Below are 24,876 nucleotides of genomic sequence, written 5' to 3' on the forward strand. Positions count from 1 at the left end.
ATATATGAATCATTATTATGTTTCACTTCTCATATTTTGCTTAGTTTCAATTACTAGTTTTGGACAGTCGTCAAAAGCTAAAAAATTATATGAAAAAGGAGAAAAAGCAGTATCAGAAAGACAATTTCCTGATGCTAAAGAATATTTAAATAAATCAATAAAAGCAGATCCATCGTTTGGGGATAGTTATTACTTGTTGGCGTATTTAAACATCTTAGAACGTGATTATCAAAGATCAAGGGAACTGTATGCTGAATTAATGAAATGCTGTGCAAATAACGCTAAATATATGCTTGCACACCTGTCTTTAGCAGAGTACGAATGGTCTCAAGGAAACTATGATTTAGCAGAAAAATATGCTACTTCATTTTTAAAATTTAACCCTTCTAAACGTCAATATAGTCAGATTTCTACTGCAAATAAGATTATCGCATCTTGTAAATATGCTCGTATAAATATTGAAAATAAATTACCGTTTAATCCTACAACTTTAGGGAGTACTGTAAATAGTAGAGAGCAACAATATTTTCCGGCTATTACAGCAAATGGGACTGTTTTATATTTTACTGCAAGAGATAGAAAAACAGATGAAAATATCTATCAAACTACATTAGTTGATGGTGAATGGGCTACTCCAGAGGAAGTTAGAGAATTGAATACTAAATATAACGAAGGAACTTGTTCAATATCAGCTGATGGTTCAATTATGATTTTTACATCTTGTGAATCAACTAGAGATCGACAAGGTTATGGCAGTTGTGATTTGTTTTTATCAAAAAAAATAGGTGAGCATTGGACAAAACCTGAAAATTTGGGGCCAAACGTAAACAGTAGAAATTGGGAATCTCAGCCTTCTTTATCTGCTGATGGTAGAACATTATATTTTGTTTCTGATAGAAAAGGTGGTGTCGGTAAAAAAGACATTTGGGTAAGTAAGTTAGGAAGTAATGGTGACTGGAATCCTGCCCAAAATTTGGGAGAAAATATTAACTCTTATGATGATGACTTATCACCATATATTCACTCAAATGGAACTACATTGTATTTTTCTTCAGAGGGTCAAGTTGGCTATGGTGGTTTAGATCTTTTTAAGGTGGAATTTATAAATGGACAGTGGACTACACCTAAAAATTTAGGCTTTCCTATTAATGATCATGCTGATCAGGTTTCTTTAATAGTTTCTTCAGATGGATCAAAAGGGTATTTCTCAAAAGAATTTACTATCAATGGCAACGAAAGAACAAGTGAAATTGTATCTTTTGATGTACCTAAAGATATTCAGCCAAGTGCTTTAAGTAGCTATTTGGAGGGAGTTGTTTATAATGCGATTACTAAGAAACCATTAAAATCAGAGATTGAGCTTAAGAAATTAGAAAGTGATATAACAGAATCTAAAGTGTTTTCTGATGAAGAAACAGGTAAATACCTTATTGTTTTAAATCAAGAAGAAGAATATGCTTTGTATGTATCAAGACCAGGCTACCTTTTTCAAAGTTTAACTTTTGATATGCATAATGTTGGTGTTGAGGGAAAAACATTAGATATCTTTTTACAAAGAGTAGAACATGGTATAAATATCACACTTAATAATATATTTTTCGATTCTAATAAGTTTGATTTAGAGGATAAGTCGAATGTAGAGCTACAACGCATTATAGAGTTTATGCAAAATAACCCTACATTGAAAGTAGAAATTAGCGGCCATACTGATAATATTGGTACTGATAAATACAATGTTGATTTATCACAGAAAAGGGCAGAAGCTGTTGTTAATTACTTAATTGATAAGGGCGTTCCTAAGAGTAATCTTGTTGCAAAAGGATATGGAAAATCTAAACCAGTTGCATCAAACGATACTGAATTAGGAAGACAAAAAAATAGAAGAATTGAATTTGAGATTCTTTAATGATGTTTACCTTTTATTGAGTTGTAATTAGCGATGCTGTTTTGTAGTACTTTTTCTATTCTTTTTCGTAGTTTTCTTGGTTTTAAGACTGTTACAGAATCTCCAAAACCTAAAATAATTCGTTCTAATTCATAATTTACGTTTACGATAATTTTAATTATAGCATTTCCATTATTATCAATTGAAATTACTTCTTGAGTATGATGTAAAGGTTTAGTTAATACATATGGAGTACTTTTATTATTGATTTTTAGATTAATCTCTTCATTTTCTTGATTTGATATGACTGTTACACCAATTGTATTGTTGTAATATTTATCTCCATTAAAGTTATTTGTATCATATTTTCTTGTTAAGTTATTTACTAAACTATGTATTCTGTCTAGGGCAAGAGTAATAATATTATTATTATGATCACTGCCTACAACAAACCATCTATTGTTATATTCTTTTAATATGAAAGGTGTGAAATCAATCTTATTAGAGTTCTCTGACGAAAATGATTGATAGTAAATGAATAAACATTTTTTTTGAAGAATGGATTGATATAGGGGGTCTAAATACTTTAAACCCTTCAAATTTTCATTTTTATCAAGGTGTATGATTGCATCTTGTTTTGTTTTTTCAATATACACTTTATCTTCTAAACGTTGAAAAATCCCACTTAATTCAGAGAACAATGAGAAATCCTTAAATTGTTTAAGTACTTCGATTGACTCTGATAAAATATACATGTCATTTTTTGATAATGGAATATTTGTTATTGTATAGTTGTCATTTTTATAGCGATAAAATTTTTTATTATAAACAATAATTGGAGCATTATATCCTAATTTGTCACTTCTCATTATCTGGATATCTAATTGAATACATCTCTTACTTACATTCACAGTTTTACCTTCATACTCATAAAGTGCTTCTGAGCAAGCTTCAATTAAATCATTTAAAGTCCATTCTCTATACTTGTTTTGAAGACACTTGTCAATTGTCTTATATCTTATGAGTGCATTTTTATTTTGTGCCATTGATAAATTTATAAAGAATTTTATACTACGCAAAATGATTGCGTAGTACTTGTTGATGTTTGAATTATTAAGAAGAAATTTATTTTTTAGCATTTTAAACTTTAAGACATGAAAGCATTGGCAGAAAAATTAATCAATAAAAGTGGAGTGGCTAATTTTGAAACTTTATCTATTTCACCTTCTCTTTCTAAGAAAAACGAAAAGATATATCTAACAAAGAGTAAATCTTCATGGATAACAATTGAATGGGTGACAGATGAGTTAGATAAATATTCAAAATGTAATTATGATGAAATGTTTGCTTTACATCCATCTGAAAAAGGTAAGGTTGTTATGTATGAAAAGGAGGTTATATCTCCTCGTTGGCATCGAAGTTATCTTATGATTCCAAATAGAGACCAAAATGCTAAGAGAAGTTTTATGTATTCAGGTTTGGTTCCTCATGAGGATTTATCCTTACCCTCAAAATTTCAAATATATTTAGATTTTCTGAATAAAACTGCAAAAGAAAAGTTTAATCAAGTTTTAGTTAATTGGTATTCAGATGGGAATGATTTTATAGCAGCTCATAGCGATTGTCAATTTGGAATGCAAAAGAATGCTGAAATTTCAATAATATCATTATATAAAGATATGTACGGTACTAGAAACCTAATATTTACACCTAAAAAAACTAAAGGTTTCGTAAATGACTTTCTTTATAAGAAAGTTGAGATCTCAGCAAAACATGGTAGTATTATTACAATGCATGGTGATACACAATTAAAATTTAGACATAAAATTCCAAAATCGATAGGGCTAGATTCGTCTAGAATTAGTTTGACATTTAGAAAATTTGAAACAAATAGTTAAAGAAATTAATATTGGTCGTTTCATTTTTATTCAAAATTATAAGAATATAAATATGCTAGGATTAAAAACATTAGTAGGAGTTTATATTCTTATTGAATTGAATGTTGTACTTTGCAAAAAAAAAACAGACGATGAATTTAATATCCGTAGATAACGCGACAAAATATTGGGGAGAAAAACCTCTATTTGAAAATATAAGCTTTGGTATTCAACAGGGACAGAAAGTTGCTTTAGTAGCTAAAAATGGTGGTGGTAAATCAACCTTACTCAACTCAATTGTGGGTAAAGAGCCATTAGATGGTGGAGCAATAGCTATAAATAAAGATGTTACAGTTGGTTTATTAGAGCAAGACCCTGCTTTTGATCCTCATCAGTCTGTATTAGATTATGTGTTATCAAGCGACTCTCCAATTTTAAAAGCTGTAAGAAATTACGAAGAGGCACTAGCAGATTCGTCTAAAGATTATTCAGATCAAATCTTAAAAAAACTGGATGTTGCAACAGCTAAAATGGAAGAGTTGAAAGCATGGGATGCAGAAGCTCGAGTGAAACAAATCCTTACCGCATTTAAAATTGAAGATCTTTCTGCACCAATGAAATCGTTATCTGGTGGTCAGAAAAAGCGTGTTGCTTTAAGTAAAATTTTAATTGAAGAACCAAATCTTTTAATTCTAGATGAACCTACTAACCATCTTGACTTAGATATGATTGAGTGGTTAGAAGAATATTTAACAAGATCACGTTTATCTTTATTATTAGTAACGCACGATAGATATTTTCTTGATAGAATTTGTAATGAAATTATTGAGTTAACAGATAGTACTATTTATACTCATAAAGGGAATTACTCTTATTTTATTGAGAAAAAAGCAGAACGAGAAGCAAACGAAGCTGCTAGCGTAGATAAAGCTAAAAATCTGATGAGAAAGGAGTTGGATTGGGTAAGAAGAATGCCTAAAGCTCGTGGTACAAAGCAAAAGTTTAGAATGGATGCTTTTCAGGATTTAAAAAAGAAAGCAAATAGTGGTAGAAAGGAAGAGAAAGCAGAGATTTCTGTCAATATGTCTCGTTTAGGTAAGAAAATTCTTGAATTTGAAGATGTATATAAATCTTTTGCCGATAAGAAAATTGTAGAGGATTTCTCTTATGTTTTTAAACGTCGAGAAAGAGTTGGCATTGTTGGTGATAATGGTGTTGGAAAATCTACTTTCTTGAATATGCTAACAGGAAAGGAAGGGATTGACTCTGGTGATATTACAAAAGGAGAAACGATTGTTTATGGGTATTATACGCAAAGCGGTTTGTCTTTTGATGAAAATGCGAAGGTTATTGATATTGTAAGAGATATTACTGAAGATCATACAATGTCTGATGGAACAAGCTTAACACCTTCTCAATTATTGCAACGTTTCTTATTTGAGCCAGAACAACAGCATTCTTTTGTTTCTACATTAAGTGGTGGTGAACGTAAAAGATTGTATTTATGTACAATTCTACTTACTAATCCTAACTTTTTGATACTTGATGAGCCAACAAATGATCTTGATTTGGCAACATTGAGTGTTTTGGAAGACTTTTTGGAAGAGTTTCAAGGTTGCGTGATTGTTGTTACTCACGACCGTTATTTTATGGACAAATTGGTAGATCACTTATTTGTTTTTGAAGGACAGGGTAAGATTAAAGATTTTAATGGTAAGTATTCTGAATACAGAGAATATGTAGACGAACAAGAACGTCTCCGAAAAATTGCTGTTAAAGAAGAAAGAGATCGTAAACAACAATTAGAGAAAAAAGTACAACCAAAAACTTCTACAAAAAAGCTTTCTTACAAAGAGAAGATTGAGTATGAAGCACTTGAAAAAGAAATTGAAGTTCTTGAAACTGAAAAGGAAACAATAGAAGCAAAATTATCTGACGGATCTGTTACAGATGTAGATGAAATTCGAGAAATTTCGGAACGTCTTGGTAAAGTAATGGAAGATGCAGACGAGAAGATGATGCGATGGATGGAGTTAGACGAGATTGCAAATGGTTAATAGGGTTTTTCATTTTATTATTTTTAATAACTGAAAAATCAAATGGACAAACAGCGGAACGTATATATTTTAAGGCAGCATATAGAAGTGTAGATCATTTAGAAATTGATTCAACAAAACATTTTTTTACGTTACCTATGTCTTATGGGCAATCAGAGATAAACAGATTACCTGAGGCAGACGAAATTAGTCGTTTACAAATTGATAGTGTTCTGTTAGTATATACAGATCATCCGAAAGATTTTGATTTTTCTCTTTTAAATATAGCAAGAATTGATGCTTTCTCGGAGTGGTTTGATGGAGCAATTGATGATCCTGTTATTCGTTGGAGAATTATTAAACAAACCAAAGGTACATCTAAATTAGATTTTGAAAATCTTTTTCATGGTATCGTAGTTTATTATAAAAAACATCCTCGGAAAGAATTATCTCCCGAAAAAGAGCTGAAGCGTAAGAAAGCAATTGATCATAAATTTGATCATTTAGTAAAGCAAAAATTAAAGCTAGATGAGGAAGTAGAATCACATACCTCCAAAGTTTTTGAAAAGCATAAAGAGGAATGGAACAAAGTTGTTGTTATTAGTGATTGGACGGGGAGTATGTACCCATATACAATTGATCTTTTGTCTTGGTTAATGAAAGAAAGAGCTCAAGATCAGGTAGAAGGTTTTGTGTTTTTTAATGACGGGGATGCCAAAATGAGCCATCATAAAGAGATAGGTAAAACTGGCGGAATTTATGAGATACATGACAGTAAAGTAATGCCTGTTATGAATTTAATGCAAAAAGTGAAACAGAAAGGTGATGGAGGAGATCTTCCGGAGAATGATCTTGAAGCCTTGATATACGCTCAAGAAAATTTTCCTGAAGCATCAACATTTATTTTAATTGCTGATAATGATTCTGAAGTAAGGGATATATCACTTTTATCAACATTAAATAAACCAATTCATATTGTACTTAATAAAGCAGATTTTAATAAATGGGGAGTACCAAAGGTATTAATTGATTATAAAGAGATAGCTATTACAACAGAAGGAGCAATTTATGTGAATGGTCTGGAATATACTACTAAGCAAGAAATTTTAGACTTGCCAAATAACCTTATTGAAGGTCAATAAAAAAAACTTCACTGCAAACGCAGTGAAGTTTTTTGTTTTGGTAACCATATATAAAATTACATTTAGAATTGAGCCGTTTCCGTACTTCCTTCCATTGCAGTTGTCGATGAAGTCCCTGCAGTTACTGTATTTTGTACAGCATCGAAGTAAGTAGTGCCAACAAAGGCTTGGTGTTTAACTGCTCTGAAGCCGTCTGCTTGTAAAGAAAATTCTTTTTCTTGTAGTTTCGAGTAGCCAGCCATACCTTTTTCTTTGTAAGCTTTTGCCAATTCGAACATACTCGTATTTAAAGCATGGAAACCTGCAAGCGTGATAAATTGGAACTTATACCCCATATCAGCTAGATTTTCTCTAAAAGTCTCCATTTCTTTTTCTGTTAATTTCGATGCCCAATTAAAAGAAGGTGAGCAATTATATGCTAACATTTTACCTGGGAATTTTGCATGAATAGCATCAGCAAATTTCCTAGCTTCACCAAGATCTGGATGAGATGTTTCACACCAAATCAAATCAGCATAAGGAGCGTAAGATAACCCTCTAGAAATGGCTTGATCTAATCCGTTTCTCACTTCATAGAAACCCTCAGAAGTTCTTTTGCCATGAATAAATTCTGTATCTCTTGGATCTATATCACTAGTTATCAAATTTGCAGCGTCTGCATCTGTTCTAGCAATAATTAGCGTAGGTGTTCCGCATACATCAGCAGCTAAACGTGCAGCAACTAATTTATTTATCGCTTCTTGTGTTGGTACTAATACTTTACCTCCCAAATGCCCGCATTTTTTTGCAGAAGATAATTGATCTTCAAAGTGAACCCCAGAAGCACCAGATTCGATCATCATTTTCATTAATTCGAAGGCATTTAAATTACCTCCAAAACCTGCCTCTGCATCAGCAATAATAGGCACCATATAGTCAGTGTCATTTTTATCTGCAACAGATTGAATTTGGTCTGCACGACGAAGCGCATTGTTTATTCTTGCAACAACTTTAGGAACAGAGTCTGCAGGGTATAAAGATTGATCAGGGTACATTTGTCCTGCTAAATTTGCATCAGCGGCAACTTGCCATCCACTTAAGTATATAGCTTTTAAACCAGCTTCTACTTCTTGAATAGCTTGGTTACCCGTTAATGCACCAAGACCAGCCATAAAATGTTCTGAATGAAGGCCATTCCAGAATTTCTCTGCACCTTGTTTTGCTAATGAATGTTCAATAATGACATTGCCTTGTAGCTTAATTACTTCTTCAGCATCATAAGGGCGTTCAATATTTTTCCATCTTGGATTTGTTGCCCATTCTCTTTTTAACGCTTCAATTCTTTCTTGCTTTGTCATTTTCTTGTAGATTTGTGTGTAAACTAATGTGTAATTCATTGGTGGGGCAAATCAATTGCAGTTGAGATGCCCCTTTTTTATTTATCCTATATGTGCGTATGCAGGAAGTGTTAAGAACTCTATAAATTCATCTTTTGTAACAAGCATATCAAAAATTTCGAATGCTTCATTATATTTTCCTTGTTGGTAAGTGTCTTCGCCAACATAGTTTTTTATCGTTTCCATTACTTCTGGAATTAATGATTGATACAACTCTTTTGTAATCGGAGTGCCATCATTCATTTTTGCTTGATGCTGAATCCATTGCCAAACTTGTGTTCTAGAAATCTCTGCAGTAGCAGCATCTTCCATTAAGTTATAAATAGGAACAGCACCTTGGCCATCTAACCATCTAGCAATGTATTGAATACCAACATCTATATTGTTTTTTAAACCTTCTATTGTGATATCTCCTGTAGGAACTTTTAAAAGATCTTCTGCTGTTATTTTCTTAAAAGTGATTGGTTTATCAATATTATTCGGGTTACCCATATAACGATCAAAAACTTCTTTTGCTGTAGAAACTAAACCAGGATGAGCAACCCAAGTACCATCGTGGCCAGCCAAAGCTTCTCTTGTTTTATCTTTAGCAACTTTATCAATAGCCTTTTGATTTGCCTTAGCATCATTCTTAATTGGGATTTGTGCTGCCATTCCACCCATTGCAAATGCTTTTCTTTTATGACAAGTCTGAATTAATAACTCATAGTATGATTTCATAAAATGAACTTTCATTGTAACCTGATCTCTATTAGGCATTATAAACTTAGGATCATTTCTAAATTTTTTGATATAAGAGAATATATAATCCCATCTACCACAATTCAGACCTGCAGAATGTTCTTTTAAAGCATATAAAATTTCATCCATTTCAAAAGCTGCAAGAATAGTTTCTATTAATACAGTTGCTTTTATACTGCCTTGAGGTACATTTAATTGCTGTTGAGCAAATACAAAAATGTCATTCCATAAACGGGCTTCTAAATGACTCTCAATTTTAGGTAAGTAAAAATAAGGAGCACTTCCTCTATTAATTAATTCCTTTGCATTGTGGAAGAAAAATAATCCAAAATCAACTAAACCACCTAAAGCAGGTTTTCCATCAATTAAAATGTGTTTTTCTTCTAAATGCCACCCTCTAGGGCGTACCATAAGTGTTGCTGTGTTTTCATTCAAAGAATAAGTTTTCCCATTCTTTAAATTTTCAAAAGAGATAGTTTTATTGATCGCATCTCTTAAATTGATTTGACCTTGCATGTTGTTCTCCCAAGTAGGAGAGTTTGCATCTTCAAAATCGGCCATAAAAACATTTGCACCACTATTTAAAGCATTGATGATCATTTTACGATCAACCGGTCCTGTTATTTCAACACGGCGGTCTTTTAAGTCTTCCTTCACATCAGCAACAGTCCATTCGCTGTTTCTAATGTATGCTGTTTCAGCTAGAAAGTTGGGCATTTTACCCTCATCAATACTTTCTTGTCTTCTTTTTCTTGCTTCTAGTAGTGCTGATCTACGTTTAGCAAATTTTTTATGAAGTAGTACGACGAACTCTAAAGCCTCTTGAGTTAAGATTTGGTCGAACTCATTAGAAATCAAGCCTCTAATTTCTAAGTTTTCTATCTGAGTAATGTGTTGTCCTCTCATAGTATTTAAAGTTAATGTCCGGGTGATTGATAATTCAAAGTTAGTAAAAGCGAATTGAATAAAAAAAGCGAATTTTCGCTAGTGAATACTCATTCAAAATAGTAAAATATAAATAAAACAATATTATAGTTGCTTAAAATGTTTTTAAAGTCTATTTTATATATGAATATATTTATATAAAAAAATTAGCGAAATTTCGCTAAAAAATTCAAATTCGTTTGTAAAAATGATTTGAGTCATCAATTTTTGCTAAAAAAAAGAATCTTTAGTTATAATTTTAAGTCTAGTAAAAAAGATGTATTTTTATAAAAAGCATTTGATTTGATTAAACTTTAGCATAATGAATTTGAGACAATTATTCAGTATCCTCATCATAACTTTATTTCCAATTTTTTCTTTTGCTCAAGATTTTCCATCAGAATTTTGGCATTCAGGAGAGGTAGATTTAACAAATGGAACATCTTTAAAAGGGAGAATAAAATATTCATTAGAAGAAGAAGTAGAATCTATACAAGTTATAGTTAATGGAGTTATTAAATCTTTTGGAGCTCAAAATGTTGCTTCTTTTGAAATTCTAGATAAACTGACAAAAAGACAAAGAGTTTTTTATTCACTACCATTTAAAAGATCAAAAGGATATGTGAAAAATCATTTCTTTGAATTATTGGAGGAAGGAGAACCATATATCTTGTTTACTAGAGAAAGAATTGCTGAGGTATCTGAGACATCTTACGATCCCTACTGGGGGAGTAATTTTAATACCAGAAGAAAAATTCTTGTTTATGATTTTTATTTGATGGATATGTATGCCGAAATACGACAAGTAGATACCAGAAAATTAGAAACAATGCTTACTTACTTTGGTAAATACAAAGATAAAATCGAAGCATTTATAAAAATTAATAAACTTGATTATAAAGATCGTGAAGACTTTTTGCAAATTGTAAGGTATTATGATGTACTTGCTGAAGATAAAAAAGTAGCGAATTAATTTCGTGACAATAAACATATTGAAAGAATTTATAAACGGGCTCTTAGAAGCCCGTTTTCCATTTATATTATAAAAAAATAATGAAAAAAAACCCACTTATTTTAATAGCTAACGATGATGGTATTACATCAAAAGGAATTAAATTTTTAGTTAGTGTGATGAAAGAATTAGGAGATGTTGTTGTTGTAGCACCTGATAGTCCACAATCAGGTCAAGGACATGCAATAACTATAGAAGATCCATTAAGGTATCATTCTTCTGATATTTTTCCTGATGAAAATGTGAGTGCTTATCAATGTTCTGGTACACCTGCAGATTGTGTGAAATTAGCAAAGAATCATATTTTAGAAACATTACCAGATTTAGTAGTAAGTGGAGTGAATCATGGTAGTAATAGTTCTGTAAGCGTTTTATATTCTGGCACCATGTCTGCCGCATTAGAAGCAGCAATAGAAGGTTTACCAAGTATCGGCTTTAGTGTTTGTGATTATGGTTTTGATGCAGAGTTTGAACACACTCGATCATTTGTAAAGCAAATTGCAGAAAAAGTACTCAAAGAAGGGATGCCAAAAGGAGTTGCTTGGAATGTGAATTTTCCTAAAGTAGGAGATGAGCCAATTAAAGGTTTAAAAATATGTAGACAAGCAGATGGTAAATGGCAAGAGCAATTTGATGAAAGAGTAAACCCTGTAGGGAAAAAATATCTGTGGCTTACTGGTAAATTTGTAAATAGAGATACTGGAAATGATACGGATGAGTGGGCAATTAACAATAATTATGGAAGTATTGTACCAACGCAAATAGACATGACTGCTCACGAATATAGGCTTAAATTAGCTCAAAAAGTGGAAGAGATGGGGTTCTAGGAAAAAAAAACAAATAATTTAGTGCTTAAATTCAGAAAGTTAATAATTCAATAGATCAACACCGATCAAAGTTGTTTGCTTTCTAATATTTAACCATGCATATTTGCATCGCTTTCAAACGGAAGGCAATAAGAAAATAAAGAAGAATGCCTTGGTGGCGGAATTGGTAGACGCGCTAGACTCAAAATCTTGTGAGTGCAAGCTCGTGTGGGTTCGAGTCCCACCCAAGGTACAATTTCTTTTTTATTTTTAGGCTTGAGTGGCGGAATTGGTAGACGCGCTAGACTCAAAATCTTGTGAGTGCAAGCTCGTGTGGGTTCGAGTCCCACCTCAAGTACTTTATTTATTGCAATATAAAAACATCTGCCTAGGTGGTGGAATTGGTAGACACGCTAGACTCAAAATCTTGTGAGGGAAACTTCGTGTGGGTTCGAGTCCCACCCTAGGTACAAGTTGTTTTTATATTCGCCTTGGTGGCGGAATTGGTAGACGCGCTAGACTCAAAATCTTGTGAGTGCAAGCTCGTGTGGGTTCGAGTCCCACCCAAGGTACAAGCCATTAAAAGGTATTGATTAGGTTCAATACCTTTTTTTATTTGATAATTTTTTTTTGACATCTATTTTGAACTATTTCTTGTTAAAAACTTTTTGTTATTAATAGTAGTAGAACAATTTTTTAATTGTATTAGATAAATGACAATAATATAGTACAACACTTTGTAAGTTATAAGTGTCTTAATATTAGGAATTTTCTTTTTTAGAATTATAATCTCCTAAATAAAGTAATTTAAGTGTTAAAATAATTTTAACAAAAACTGAATTAAAGTTAAAAAAATCGCTAAAAAGTTATATCTTTGTGATTCAATTTAAACCGCTGTATGCATATTTTAAAAAAAATAGTATTTAGTTTATTGCTTCTGTTTATGTGCAGTTGTGATGATGAATCTCTGGAAACAGAGCTTCATACTGATATACTATATCAAAAAAAATATGATTTAACATACAGTAAACCTTTAAAGTTTGATACTTTTAGTGCAGAACTTAAAGGAGAAGATTTAAATTCATCAATAATTCATTTCAAAATTACTAGATACGATGGCGTAGTTATCTATGAAGAGTATTTAGATGGCGAAACTGTGATAGGTGATGATGAAGATTTAGATACTCTAGAAATTGATACACGTGAAAAACTAGTGCATAGTAGAGTGGATAATTATTTGCAAGATAAAGCGGAGTTAATTATCATTCTTGAGAAAATTAGACCCATGGTAAAATCAATGTAATTTAATTAGAAATTATATTTTGAAAATATACAAAAAGAGCGATGAATTAATTCATCGCTCTTTTTATTTATCTATTATCTGGTACTAAATTAACCTTTATAAAAAGGAGGTTTTGATACCACAGCTTTTAATTTTCTGTTTCTTACTTCAATAAATACCTCTGACCCTGGTTTTGTTAACGGTCTGTTGATATAACCTAAAGCGATACCTTTACCTAGCATAGGAGACATTGTTCCAGAAGTTAATTTTCCTACAACTTCTCCGTCAGCATTAAGTACATTGTAACCTCCACGAGGAACACCTCTGTCAATTAATTCAATACCAACTAAACGGCGAGTAACACCTTCTTCTTTTTGTTTGGCTAAATTTGCACTATTGGTAAATTCTTTAGTGAATTTAGTTACCCAACCTAGTCCCGCTTCAAGAGGTGAAGTTGAATCGTCAATATCATTACCATACAAGCAATAACCCATCTCAAGTCTTAGTGTGTCTCTTGCACCTAAACCAATAGGTTTGATTTCGTAATCTTTACCTGCTTCAAATATTTTAGTCCAAACTTCTTTGGCATCTTTGTTTGGAATGTATAATTCAAATCCTCCAGAACCAGTATAACCAGTTGCAGATATAATTACATTATCAACTCCTGCAAATTTACCAATAGTAAAAGTGTAGAAACCCATATCAGAAAGGTTTACATCAGTTAAAGACTGCATAGCTTCAGAAGCCTTTGGACCTTGAACAGCAAAAAGGGATATTTCGTCAGAAACGTTAGTCATTTCTACACCTTCTGTATTCTTGTTTGCAATCCAATTCCAATCTTTTTCAATATTAGATGCATTTACAACAAGCATATACTCTTCATCTTTAATTTTGTAGATGATAAGATCATCTACAATTCCACCATCTTCATTAGGTAAACAAGCATACTGTGCCTTACCGTCAACTAACTTTGATGCATCATTTGAAGATACTCTTTGAATCAGGTCTAATGCTTTAGGTCCCTTAAGCATAAATTCACCCATATGAGAAACATCAAAAACACCTACGCCATTACGAACTGTTTTGTGTTCTTCGATATCAGACGAGTATCTTACAGGCATATTGTATCCTGCAAATGGAACCATCTTAGCACCTAATGCTTCGTGAACATCATTAAGAGCAACTTTTTTTAATGTCTTTTCTTCTGTCATGACTGAGTTATGTGTTTTTTTATGGTTTATTGACATGTGGTTGAATTGTCAATATATTTCTGTCGCCAAAAGTAGTAAGTAGTTTGATATTATCATATATTTTTAATAAAAATGAATACTGCTTTTAACAGCTTTTCATCTCTTTAGAATTGTAGTGGTTTAAAATGAACTATAAAATTAAATTATTGCTCTTTTTTAGACTGATTTATATAAAATAATAGACAATTCATTTATCATTTTTAAAATAAATAAGGAACTTAGCATTTGATATCTCAAACTATCAACCAAACAATAATTATTATGTCTTCAGTGTTGTCACTTGTAGGAAATACGCCCTTAGTAGAATTAAAGGCTTTAAGTCCTAATCCGAATGTTACAATTTATGCAAAGTTAGAAGGTCAGAACCCAGGTGGGAGTGTAAAAGATCGTGCAGCATACAACATGATTAAACAAGCTCAAGAAAGAGGAGACCTAAAAAGTGGTGTAAAATTAATTGAAGCAACAAGTGGAAATACGGGTATTGCTCTTGCAATGATATCTAGTTTAATGGGTATTGAAATCGAACTAGTAATGCCCGATAATGCAACTATTGAGAGAATTAAATCAATGAAGGCATATGGAGCTACAGTAACTTTAACACCTCAAAAAGAATCTATGGAAGGTGCAAGAGATTATGCACTTAGAAAAGTAGAAGAAGGTGGTTATTTCATGCTTAATCAGTTCGATAATCCTGATAATTATATGGCTCATTATAAAACTACAGGACCTGAAATTTGGAGAGATACTGATCAGAAAGTGACTCATTTTGTATCTGCTATGGGAACAACAGGTACTATTATGGGAACATCAAAATTCTTGAAAGAACAATCAGAAAAAATTACAATTGTAGGTACTCAGCCAGCTGAAGGAGCAAAAATTCCAGGTATTAGAAGGTGGCCAAAAGCTTATCTACCAAAAATTTTTGATGAATCAAGAGTAGATCAAAAAATTGATGTTTCACAAGAGAATGCAACAAATATGACACGTCTTTTAGCCAAAGAAGAAGGAATATTTGCTGGAATGAGTAGTGGTGGTTCTGCTTACGCAGCTATAGAAACTGCAAAAAAGATAGACAGTGGAGTTATTGTTTTTATTGTTTGTGATAGAGGAGATAAATATTTGTCGACTTCACTTTTTTAATTTATAAATACATATCAATAATGAAAAAAATATTAATAGTTGGTGCTGCAGCATTTTTAATGATGAGCTGTGGTGCTCCTAAAACAGAACAAACAAATAAAGTTGAGGAAAAAGTTGAATTGAAGCCAGTTGTTTATAATGCAGAAAAAGCAAAAGGAGCAAAGGCTTACTTAAAACTTTCGGAATGTTTAATTGCATCAAATCCAACTGCTGCACAAACTTTTGCAAAGAAAGTAGAAGTTACTTTACCACCTGATGTATCAAAAGAAGTAAAAGAAGCTATTGCTGCAATTGGTAGTACTGATAATCTTGAAGCTCAAAGAAAAAGCTTTGAGGTTGTAACAGCTTATTACACAGAAGTTGCAAAGTCTGGTGAAGCGGGAATGGATTTATATGTAGTACATTGTCCAATGGCATTTAATAATACAGGTGCTAATTGGTTAAGTGGAACAAATGAAGTTGTTAATCCATATTTTGGTGACAAAATGCTTCATTGTGGACGAGTAATGGAAACAATTAAAGGGAAATAATAATCTCTTTTTAAACTCATTGTCTAGTCCGTCCATAGCGTTACAGATTTAGACTATTATATATTGATAGCATCGGGTGTAGACTCGGTGCTATTTTTACTTTTATAAGTTCTCATTTTTATTTCACTCTGCTGATGCATCTCAACAGGTGTCTTCATATAATTACTCCAATGAGGCCTTTCATTATTATAAATATATATAGATTCTCTAATAAATTTATTCATTAAATCGAGATCATTAATTTTTATTCCTAAAATAAATTCTTGCTTAAGAATTCCATTTATTCTTTCTGCTACCGCATTTTGATAAGGATCGTAAGATTCCGTCATCGAGCACAATACTTTATTTTCCTGAAGATGTCGTTGATACTCGTGGCTACAATATTGTAATCCTCTATCTGAATGGTGTATCATTGGTAAATCAACATAGTTTCTATTTTTCAGTGCTTCTTTTAATGCTGCAATAGCTCCATTTGCATTCAAACTATCTGATACATTTAACCCCATTATTTTCTTAGAATAGGCATCTGTTACTAAGGAGAGATACATTGGGTTACTTCGCTCACCTATGTAAGTTATATCAGAAACTAATACTTGTTCAGGTCTATTTATTTCCAAATGCTCAATAAGGTTTTTATGCTTTTTAAATCTGTGATGAGAATTTGTAGTGACATGATATTGTTTTTTAGGCCTGATATCGAGTCGATTAGCCCTCATGATATCAAAAAGCTTATCTCGACCTACATTTAGTAATTGTAATTCAGGAAGAAGTAATTGATATAATTTCCTTGTCCCTATTTTAGTTTGCTTCAAACGAATTCTTTTCACTAAGTCTACTACTTTAGATGCAATACTATTATTATTTTTTACTTTCCTTTTCGAACGATAATAAATTTGTCGATCTAACCCAAGCAATTCACAAGTCGGTTTGACTCCTATTTTTTCTTCTTTTTTGAATTGGTCAACTGCTTGGGTAAAGACTTTTTTCTAATAGGAATATTAAATTCATCCTCAGCAATATCGATCATCATATCAAAGAAAATTGCTTTTTTATCTGTTACGTAGAGTTGTTTTTCTAAAGAAGCTTTTTGTTTCTCTAATAATAGAACCTTTTGTTCTAGCTCCAATAATTTTTGTTCTGGTGTCTTTCCCATTTTTAAATCAGATTTATTATCCCAATCTAAATTACCATACTTTCTTATCCAAGTACGGATGGTACCATGACCTTGTATTCCATATTTAAGTCTGGCTGCCGTTATACTTATTTCCCCTCGTTCCACTTCATCTACAACTTGTAATTTAAAAGAGTAGCTGTAATCTTTTTGTGTACGCTTAGTGTACTGATATTCTTGATCTTCATTCATAATGTTACGTTTTGTGTAACACTAATTCAGGACGAGACACATAAATTAAAAAAGGCTTCTCTCAATATTTATTGGGAAAAGCCTTCTTTATTATAAAAAGTATTTCTTAATCTTTTAAAGCATTAAGTCTTACTGTAACAGCATTTTTATGTGCATCTAATTCTTCCGCAGCAGCCATTCTTTCAACATGAGGTCCTAAGCTTTCTAATCCTTCTTTCTCTATTTTCTGGAAAGTGATTTTTCTGTAATAACTATCTAGAGAAACTCCAGAGTAATTCTTAGCATACCCGTAAGTTGGAAGAGTGTGATTTGTTCCAGAAGCATAATCACCAGCAGATTCAGGAGTGTAGTGACCTACAAAGACAGAACCAGCGTTAATGATTTTCTCGGCAACATCTTCAGCATTATCAAGTGATAAAATAAGATGCTCAGCGGCGTATTCATTTACTAATTTCAATGCTTCAGCCTCATCTTTCATCAAGAAACTTCTGCTATGCTCTAAAGCTTTAGCTGCAATTTCTTTTCTAGGAAGAACAGACAGTTGCTTTTCAACTTCAGCTTCTGTTTTCTGAATAATATCTTCAGAAGTTGATACTAAAATGACTTGGCTATCTGGCCCATGTTCTGCTTGAGATAAAAGATCCGCAGCAATAAATGTAGGGTTAGCCGTTTCGTCTGCCCAAACAAGAACCTCAGAAGGTCCTGCAGGCATGTCTATAGCTACACCTTCTTTTGTTGCAAGTTGTTTAGCGGCAGTAACATATTGGTTTCCTGGTCCAAATATTTTAGATACAGAAGGAATAGTTTCTGTGCCAAAAGTCATAGCAGCAATAGCTTGAGCACCACCAACTTTATATACTTTTGTTAAACCTATTTTTTTAGCTGCGTATAAAATAGCTGGATGTACTTTTCCTTCTGAATTAGGAGGTGTGCAAAGAAAAACCTCTTCACAACCTGCAATAAGAGCAGGTGCACCAATCATAATAACAGTAGAGAAAAGTGGCGCAGAGCCACCTGGTATATATAAACCAACTTTTTGAATAGGAACACTTTTTCTCCAGCAAGAAATACCAGGCATCGTTTCAACTTTTAAAACGTCAGTTTTTTGAGCAGAATGAAACTTAGTAACATTTTTGATGGCAATAGAAATTGATTCTTTTAAATCGTTATCGACATCTTTTTCAGCTTGAGAAAATTCTTCTTCAGAAACTAATATTGAATCTATATTTGCCCCATCAAAACGAAGAGAGAAAGCTTTCAAAGCAGCATCTCCATCTTTTTGAACTGTTTTTAGAATAGGAGTAACTTGCTTCTCAATGTCTTCCATTCTCATAGAAGGTCTCTGAAGTAGTTTTTTCCAATCTTCAACAGCTGGATATTTGTATAATTTCATAATTTAATCACTTTTTAAGAAAATGATTAAAGAATCATCTTCTCAATAGGAATAACAAGAATACCTTCAGCACCTGCAGCTTTTAATTCCTCGATCTTAGACCAGAAATCATCTTCAGCAATAACAGTATGTATAGAAACAAATTCTTCATTTGCCAATGGTAAGATAGATGGGCTACGCATACCTGGTAATAAATTAAGAATAGTATCTACGTTTTTCTTAGGTGCATTTAATAAAATGTATTTATTATTATCAGCAGTTTGTAAAGCATTAATTCTAAACATTAACTGCTCAATAATACCTCTTTTTTCTGCATCTAAACCGGGAGTTGCAATCATTAATGCTTCAGAAGTGAAAATACTTTCAACTTCTTTTAAATTATTTTGCATTAACGTACTACCTGTACTTACTAGGTCACAAATTGCATCTGCAAGACCAATATTTGGTGCAATTTCTACAGATCCTGAGATCTCATGAATATCACACTTAACACCTTGTTCTTTTAAGTAGTCTCCTAAAATTTTAGGATAAGAAGTAGCAATACTTTTTCCATCAAGATCTGCAATACCATTGTAAGCTTGTTCTTTAGGAATAGCAATAGACAATCTACATTTTGAAAAACCAAGATGATGTATAGTATCAACGTTTTTGTCTTTTTCAACAGCCTCGTTGGCACCTACTATCCCTAGGTCTGCAACGCCATCTTGGACGTAACCAGGAATATCATCATCGCGAAGAAATAAAAATTCCAAAGGAAAGTTGCTAGCTTCTGCTTTTAATGCACCTTTCATTCTAGGGATTTTAATTCCACACTGACGGATCAGATTAAGAGATCCGTCACTTAATCGACCAGACTTTTGGATCGCAATCTTTAGTTTTGTCATAATAAAATTGTGTCTTACACTTTTTGTGTTTTACACCGTAGTGTTATAATTATATAGTTCAGTTTTAGAAATAATATAAACTGACCGAAATTCAATCATAAATCAAATTTCACATCAAATCTACTGATATTTTTACAAAATCACATTAATGAGTTAATTTAATAGAGGATTTTTCAATAAATTAATGAATATTTAATTATTGTCTTTTTGATATCAAAAAAACACCAAAATCAAAACTTATAAATCTTTTATTAAAGCATATTATTTATAATTTTTGTATACTTTTTAATGTGAATCTAAATTACTATTCACTCCTTAACATAGTTTTTTAAAAAATGATAAGTCATTTCAAGAATATTAAAATAGATCTTCTAACAAGCTGCTTAGTTCTTTTATTATTCAGTAATAATCTTTCTGCTCAAGAGTCGTTATATTATTCTGATAATGTAAAACTGTTTAATAAAGCAATTGTTCTGTATAATGAGAATAATTTCTCTGCAGCACGAAGAGAGTTCGAACTTTTTGAGTCGAAACATTGTGGCGAAGATGAAAAATGCGTCGAGGCTCAATTTTATATTGCAGTGTGTAATTTAGAATTACAACACCCAGAAGCCAAAAGTCAAATTGAAAGCTTTGTATATACATACCCTGTTCACCCTTTATCAGTAAAAGCATATAAAGTATTGGGCTCTTATTATTTTGAAAAAGGCGAGTATGAAAAAGCTTTGGCAGCATTTGATAAAGATCCTTATTTTGATTTTTATGATGATGACGATATAAAAATTGCTTATCAGGCGGCTTATTCTAATTTTGATCAAGGGAAAACGAAAGAGGCTAACAAACTTTTTCAAGTTTTAAAAAAAGGAACGCATCCTTATGCTCTTAAATCAAGCTATTATGCAGGTTACATAGAGTACGAACAAAAGGAATATGAACAATCTATCAAAGATTTAGAAAAGTCACTTTCTGATAAAGAGATTAGTAATTATACTTATTCTATTTTGCCTTTAGCATATTATGCAAATGGGCAAGAAGATAAAATGTTGGAACTAGTACAGGATGCTAAAAGTAGGGGTATCCATTTACCAACAGATGCTTTGTTGTTTACAGGAAAAGTCTACTATACAAAGAAAGAGTATGCTACAGCATTAATTTATTTTAATGCATACCTAGCTGAAGTGCCAGTACAAGTGATTGATAGAAATACTGCATATCAGATTGGTTTTACTAATTATATGGAAGGGTTTGGAGAGAAAGCTGTGCAGCCATTATCTGTAGCTTCTGATGGAAATGATGAATTAGCTCAAATTGCAGCGTATGATTTAGGAGCGGTAAGTATTGAATTAAACGAGAAAGATAAAGCTCTTTTAGCCTTTGAAAAATCACGTAAATTATCATTCAACAAAGAGATACAAAAACAAGCATCTTATAATTTCATTAAAGTTCAGTTTGATCTAGGTCTTTATACACAAGTAGGAGATGCTTGTGAATTATTCTTGTTAGATTTTCCAAACTCAGAATACGATAATGAAGTACATGAATATCTTCAAATTTCTTATGTTAATTCTGGAGATTACAACAAAGCACTTGCTGTTTTTGATAGAATTGGGGTTAATAATGATGAAACAAAAAAAGCGTATCAAGAAGCTGCATTTAATAAAGCAGTAGAAAATGCAAATGATAACGATGCAAGAGGTGCTATTGATATGTTATTAAAATCACAAAAGTACCCAATGAGTGATGAGATATATGATGCTTCAAATTTTTGGTTAGGAGAGACGTATACAAGTATTTCTCAATTAGATTCGGCAATCACTGTTTATGATGAAGTACCAAATGATTCAAAGTTTCATGTTGCCTCTTTATTTGGTAGAGGATATGCTTTTTATGCAAAACAAGAATACCAATTAGGCATCGATTATTTTACGCAGTATATCAATCTTGGTAGAAAAGAAAAAGAACCTAGAGAGAAGGTTGCTGAAGCCGTCCTTAGAAGAGCAGATTGTTATTTTGGGATTTCAAATTACCATGTAGCACAAAGGTCTTACGATATGGCTATTAGTGCTGGCTCTAAAGATGTAGCTTATATTAATTATCAAAAAGCACAAACATACAGAGCACTTGGAAGTAATAATGATGAGGCTTTTAGGATGTATCAACAGGTAGGAGAAAGATATGGAGATACGCCTTTTGCTCCTTTGTCATACTTTCAATCAGGCTTAATGATGGCAGAAGCAGATAGAAATGAAGAAGCGGTAAATCAATTTTCTAAAGTAATTTCTAGGTATGAAAAATCGAATGTATATGTTCCTTCTTTATTAAAAAGGGCATTGTGTTATAAACTGGAAGGGGAATTGGAAGATGCAGAAGCAGATTATAAAAATGTTATTGATACTGCTCCAACTTCTAAATTTGCAGAGGCTGCGATTACTTCATTGCAAGGTTTAAATGCAAGTGGTCATGTAATATCGGACATGGCTTTATATAGACATAAGTTTGATGAGGCAAATCCAATGAGCACCGCAACTCTGCAAGGAGATTTTGAAATGGCGATTAAACCATTCCAAGAGAAAAACTACGATCAAGCAATCATATCTTTAAATGCTTTTTTAGTAACAGCTCCAGTTAATTCTTCTGTGGCTGATGAAGCAAATCAGGCATTAGGAATCACATATAAAATTAAAGATCAAAAAGAGTTAGCAATTGCCTCGTTCCAAAAAGTGAATGGAATGCCGCTAAAAGAAAAATCACTAAGATATATTGGCGAGCTGCAATTAATGTTAGAAAAATACGATGATGCAATTGTCACTTTTGTTGAATTAGAAAAAGTAGCAATCAGAAAGACGAGTAAATGGGCGGTTTATGTTGGGTTAATGAAAGCTGAATTTCAGGTGAAAGATTATTCGGCTTGTAAAGCTTACGCAACTAAAATTATAGATCAGAATATAAAAAGATATGTTTTTGAAGCTGAACTATACCTTGCTAAAATTGATTTAGAAGAAAATAATTATACGAAAGCGTTAACATCATTTGATGCTATTGCAAATAAAGCAAACAGTCAAATTGGTGCAGAAGCTCAGTATTTATTAGGTAAAACTTTTAGAGTGATGGAGAATTATACTGAAAGTACTAAGGCATTAATCGAAGTACAGAAAAATTACGCAAGTTACTCTGAATGGATTAATAAAGCATATTTACTAATTGCTGAAAATTATATTTCTTTAAATGATTTATTCCAAGCAAAAGCAACTTTAGAGTCGATTATAAGTGGAAGTGATATACCTGAGTATAAAATACAAGCTACAAATAGATTGAAAGATATAGAACAATTGAAAACGAATAGTACGCCTGCTCCAACTAAAGAAAATCAATAATTATCATGACAACAATTAAACAATATTTCGGATTGGCAGTGATAATGTTGAGTACTGCTAGTGTTTTTGGGCAATCCAATCAATCAACATCACAAAGTTCTGATTTAGATAATGCTGAAGTAATAATAGAAAAAATCTCAAACTATGACCTTCCAATGGTAGTGGGGAGAGAATATGAGAAAATAAAAAGAATCCAGAAAAATATTCAGCCTACACCTCAGCAATATGATTTAGAATTAGTAGAAGTAGAAATACAAGACTCTATTCCAAAACAATTACCAGCGGTTTTAGATGGACATGAAGAAAAAACATTTTACGATAAATATATCCGTTTAGGTTATGGTAATTTTGTGACACCTTTTGTAGAAGCAGGGATTAATAATAATACAAATCCTAATTTAGACTTTGGGTTTCACCTATTACATAAGTCTTCTCAGGAAGGTGCAGTTTATAGGAAATTGTCAGCGGGAAGTTTAAATACAATTGATGGTTTTGGAAAATATTATTCTGATTATGGTACTTCATCAGTGTCTTTAAATTTTAATAGAGTTGGAACACATTTTTATGGTTTTGAAGGTGATGAAACTTTAGTTGATCAAGATAGTATCAAGCAAATTGTTTCTAATATTAATTTTAAAATTGGACATGAAATGCCTTCATACGTTACAGGTCAAGATTTTTCAATTAAAGGAGATTTGTTTTTTGATTATAGTTACGATCATTACAATGCATCAGAGTTTGAAGTAGGAATTGATGTAAATGGAGATTATGAATTGGATGATAATTCAAAAATTATTGGAGAATTTATAGCTGCGGTCAATAAATATTCAAACAAGACAACTTCTGATATTGATATGAATCAAAATAGAAATTGGTTTAAATTTGGTGCAGCTTACGAAACTAGAATTGATGAACTATATATTAAAGCTGGTGCTAAAATAGCATACAGTGGAGACACTTCTAGTAATGATAAGAACTTCTATATTTACCCTGATGTGTTTGTAGAGTATACTATTGAAGAAGAAGCTCTTGCTGCCTTTTTAGAAATTAAAGGAGATTTAGATCTAGTCAATTACAAATCAGTAACAACCATGAATCCATGGGTTAGTAATAATTTATCACTCTTACATGAGAATAGATTAATTGATATTAAACTAGGTGTTGATGCTATCGTAATAGATAATATTGGAATTAGAGGAAGTTTAGGATATGCTATTTCTCAGAATATGGGGTTTTTAGTAAACGATCCTACAGATGTTTCTAGATTTGATATGCTTTATGCAACAGAAAATAATACAGGAGTATTCAATATTAATGTATCAGGTTCGTGGTCTAAAAGAGAATGGGCAGTAACAGCATCGACAGATTGGAATATGTATAGCTTAAATGATAGTATTATTCAAGATGCTTACCATAGGCCATTGGCTGTAAATACGATAGGAGTAAAATACAAATACTTATCTAAATGGACGTTTGGAGCAACAATTTATAATGAAATTGGAATAAAAGCTTTAACAGTAAATGAGACAACTTTACAGCAAGAAACACTAAGCTTACCTGTGATTTTTGATATGAATTTAAGTGCTCAATATGCTATAAATGACAATTTTGGAGCTTTTGCATTGGTGAATAATTTATTCTCTCAGAATTATCAAAAGTATTACAGATATAATGTTAAAGGTTTTCAATTACTTGCAGGTGTAAGCTATAGATTTTAATTTATGATTAAAAAGTAGGTTTTTATGTAAATGAATGCCTATTTTTATAAATAGCTGTGTTGTATATCACTTTATAAATGACATTTTTAAAGTTTTAAAAACAAATAATTACACTGCTAACTTTTTTTGAGCATTACTCTTTA

19 protein-coding genes and 4 tRNA genes are annotated in these 24,876 nt (G+C 31.9%); 15 read left to right on the forward strand and 8 right to left on the reverse strand.

Annotation, left to right across the window (positions count from 1 at the left end; translation table 11 throughout):
• Nucleotides 1–4: 4 nt before the first annotated feature.
• A complete protein-coding gene (locus KM029_RS02695) occupies nt 5–1,906 on the forward strand; it encodes an OmpA family protein (RefSeq protein WP_144075251.1) in 1,902 nt (633 codons plus the stop codon).
• Here KM029_RS02695 and KM029_RS02700 read toward each other — a convergent pair.
• A complete protein-coding gene (locus KM029_RS02700; RefSeq protein WP_144075252.1) occupies nt 1,903–2,931 on the reverse strand; it encodes a helix-turn-helix transcriptional regulator in 1,029 nt (342 codons plus the stop codon). The genes KM029_RS02695 and KM029_RS02700 overlap by 4 nt on opposite strands.
• A gap of 108 nt (nt 2,932–3,039) precedes the next feature.
• Between KM029_RS02700 and KM029_RS02705 the strand changes: the two genes are divergently transcribed.
• From KM029_RS02705 to KM029_RS02715, 3 genes are all read left to right on the forward strand, one after another.
• Nucleotides 3,040–3,783, forward strand: coding sequence for an alpha-ketoglutarate-dependent dioxygenase AlkB (locus KM029_RS02705; protein ID WP_144075253.1), 744 nt, complete (start codon nt 3,040–3,042; stop codon nt 3,781–3,783).
• Nucleotides 3,784–3,914: 131 nt separating this feature from the next.
• Complete coding sequence (locus tag KM029_RS02710; RefSeq protein ID WP_144075254.1) at nt 3,915–5,819, forward strand: ABC-F family ATP-binding cassette domain-containing protein; 1,905 nt, start codon at nt 3,915–3,917, stop codon at nt 5,817–5,819.
• Complete coding sequence (locus KM029_RS02715; protein ID WP_144075255.1) at nt 5,786–6,940, forward strand: hypothetical protein; 1,155 nt, start codon at nt 5,786–5,788, stop codon at nt 6,938–6,940. The genes KM029_RS02710 and KM029_RS02715 overlap by 34 nt, the downstream gene beginning before the upstream one ends.
• Before the next feature lie 62 nt (nt 6,941–7,002).
• On the opposite strand, the gene aceA is transcribed toward KM029_RS02715, so the two are convergent.
• Together aceA and aceB are read right to left on the reverse strand one after the other, a co-directional pair.
• Nucleotides 7,003–8,277: an isocitrate lyase gene (gene aceA / locus KM029_RS02720; RefSeq protein ID WP_144075256.1), complete on the reverse strand. Its 1,275-nt coding sequence runs from the start codon at nt 8,275–8,277 to the stop codon at nt 7,003–7,005.
• Between the two features lie 81 nt (nt 8,278–8,358).
• Nucleotides 8,359–9,963 (reverse strand): malate synthase A, encoded by a 1,605-nt coding sequence (gene aceB, locus KM029_RS02725; protein ID WP_144075257.1) that lies wholly within the window; start codon nt 9,961–9,963, stop codon nt 8,359–8,361.
• A gap of 340 nt (nt 9,964–10,303) precedes the next feature.
• Between aceB and KM029_RS02730 the strand changes: the two genes are divergently transcribed.
• From KM029_RS02730 to KM029_RS02760, 7 genes are all read left to right on the forward strand, one after another.
• Nucleotides 10,304–10,954, forward strand: a complete 651-nt coding sequence (locus KM029_RS02730; RefSeq protein WP_144075258.1) for a hypothetical protein — start codon at nt 10,304–10,306, stop codon at nt 10,952–10,954.
• 80 nt (nt 10,955–11,034) lie between these two features.
• On the forward strand, nt 11,035–11,820 hold the full coding sequence (gene surE, locus KM029_RS02735) for a 5'/3'-nucleotidase SurE (RefSeq protein WP_144075259.1): 786 nt from the start codon (nt 11,035–11,037) through the stop codon (nt 11,818–11,820).
• A gap of 148 nt (nt 11,821–11,968) precedes the next feature.
• A tRNA-Leu gene (locus tag KM029_RS02740) sits at nt 11,969–12,052 on the forward strand.
• Between the two features lie 21 nt (nt 12,053–12,073).
• Nucleotides 12,074–12,157: transfer RNA gene (locus KM029_RS02745), tRNA-Leu, on the forward strand.
• A 28-nt stretch (nt 12,158–12,185) separates the two neighbouring features.
• Nucleotides 12,186–12,269 (forward strand) — tRNA-Leu (locus KM029_RS02750).
• Nucleotides 12,270–12,287: 18 nt separating this feature from the next.
• Nucleotides 12,288–12,371: transfer RNA gene (locus KM029_RS02755), tRNA-Leu, on the forward strand.
• Between the two features lie 326 nt (nt 12,372–12,697).
• Entirely contained in the window at nt 12,698–13,102 is a 405-nt protein-coding gene (locus KM029_RS02760) for a hypothetical protein (protein WP_144075260.1), read from the forward strand.
• An 89-nt stretch (nt 13,103–13,191) separates the two neighbouring features.
• Here the strand turns inward: KM029_RS02760 and gcvT are convergent, their stop codons facing one another.
• On the reverse strand, nt 13,192–14,292 hold the full coding sequence (gcvT, locus tag KM029_RS02765; protein ID WP_144075261.1) for a glycine cleavage system aminomethyltransferase GcvT: 1,101 nt from the start codon (nt 14,290–14,292) through the stop codon (nt 13,192–13,194).
• A 300-nt stretch (nt 14,293–14,592) separates the two neighbouring features.
• Here gcvT and cysM point away from each other — a divergent pair, with 300 nt between their 5' ends.
• Complete coding sequence (cysM, locus tag KM029_RS02770; protein ID WP_144075262.1) at nt 14,593–15,471, forward strand: cysteine synthase CysM; 879 nt, start codon at nt 14,593–14,595, stop codon at nt 15,469–15,471.
• A 20-nt stretch (nt 15,472–15,491) separates the two neighbouring features.
• Entirely contained in the window at nt 15,492–16,001 is a 510-nt protein-coding gene (locus tag KM029_RS02775; RefSeq protein ID WP_144075263.1) for a DUF3347 domain-containing protein, read from the forward strand.
• Between the two features lie 56 nt (nt 16,002–16,057).
• On the opposite strand, the gene KM029_RS02780 is transcribed toward KM029_RS02775, so the two are convergent.
• The 4 genes from KM029_RS02780 to hisG form a co-directional block, all read right to left on the reverse strand.
• Entirely contained in the window at nt 16,058–16,915 is an 858-nt protein-coding gene (locus KM029_RS02780) for an IS3 family transposase (RefSeq protein WP_205125460.1), read from the reverse strand.
• 20 nt (nt 16,916–16,935) lie between these two features.
• The gene (locus KM029_RS02785; RefSeq protein WP_205125461.1) at nt 16,936–17,364 is read right to left on the reverse strand and encodes a helix-turn-helix domain-containing protein; all 429 of its coding nucleotides are present in this window, start codon (nt 17,362–17,364) and stop codon (nt 16,936–16,938) included.
• Nucleotides 17,365–17,470: 106 nt separating this feature from the next.
• Nucleotides 17,471–18,757, reverse strand: coding sequence for a histidinol dehydrogenase (hisD, locus tag KM029_RS02790; protein ID WP_144075264.1), 1,287 nt, complete (start codon nt 18,755–18,757; stop codon nt 17,471–17,473).
• Between the two features lie 26 nt (nt 18,758–18,783).
• On the reverse strand, nt 18,784–19,641 hold the full coding sequence (gene hisG, locus KM029_RS02795) for an ATP phosphoribosyltransferase (RefSeq protein WP_221465146.1): 858 nt from the start codon (nt 19,639–19,641) through the stop codon (nt 18,784–18,786).
• A gap of 335 nt (nt 19,642–19,976) precedes the next feature.
• Between hisG and KM029_RS02800 the strand changes: the two genes are divergently transcribed.
• Both KM029_RS02800 and KM029_RS02805 read left to right on the forward strand, forming a co-directional pair.
• Nucleotides 19,977–23,015, forward strand: a complete 3,039-nt coding sequence (locus tag KM029_RS02800) for a tetratricopeptide repeat protein (RefSeq protein ID WP_144075266.1) — start codon at nt 19,977–19,979, stop codon at nt 23,013–23,015.
• 5 nt (nt 23,016–23,020) lie between these two features.
• Nucleotides 23,021–24,733: a hypothetical protein gene (locus KM029_RS02805; RefSeq protein WP_144075267.1), complete on the forward strand. Its 1,713-nt coding sequence runs from the start codon at nt 23,021–23,023 to the stop codon at nt 24,731–24,733.
• Nucleotides 24,734–24,876: the final 143 nt, after the last annotated feature.

Origin of the sequence: Flammeovirga kamogawensis (assembly GCF_018736065.1) — a bacterium.
Classification (GTDB): Bacteria; Bacteroidota; Bacteroidia; order Cytophagales; family Flammeovirgaceae; genus Flammeovirga; species Flammeovirga kamogawensis.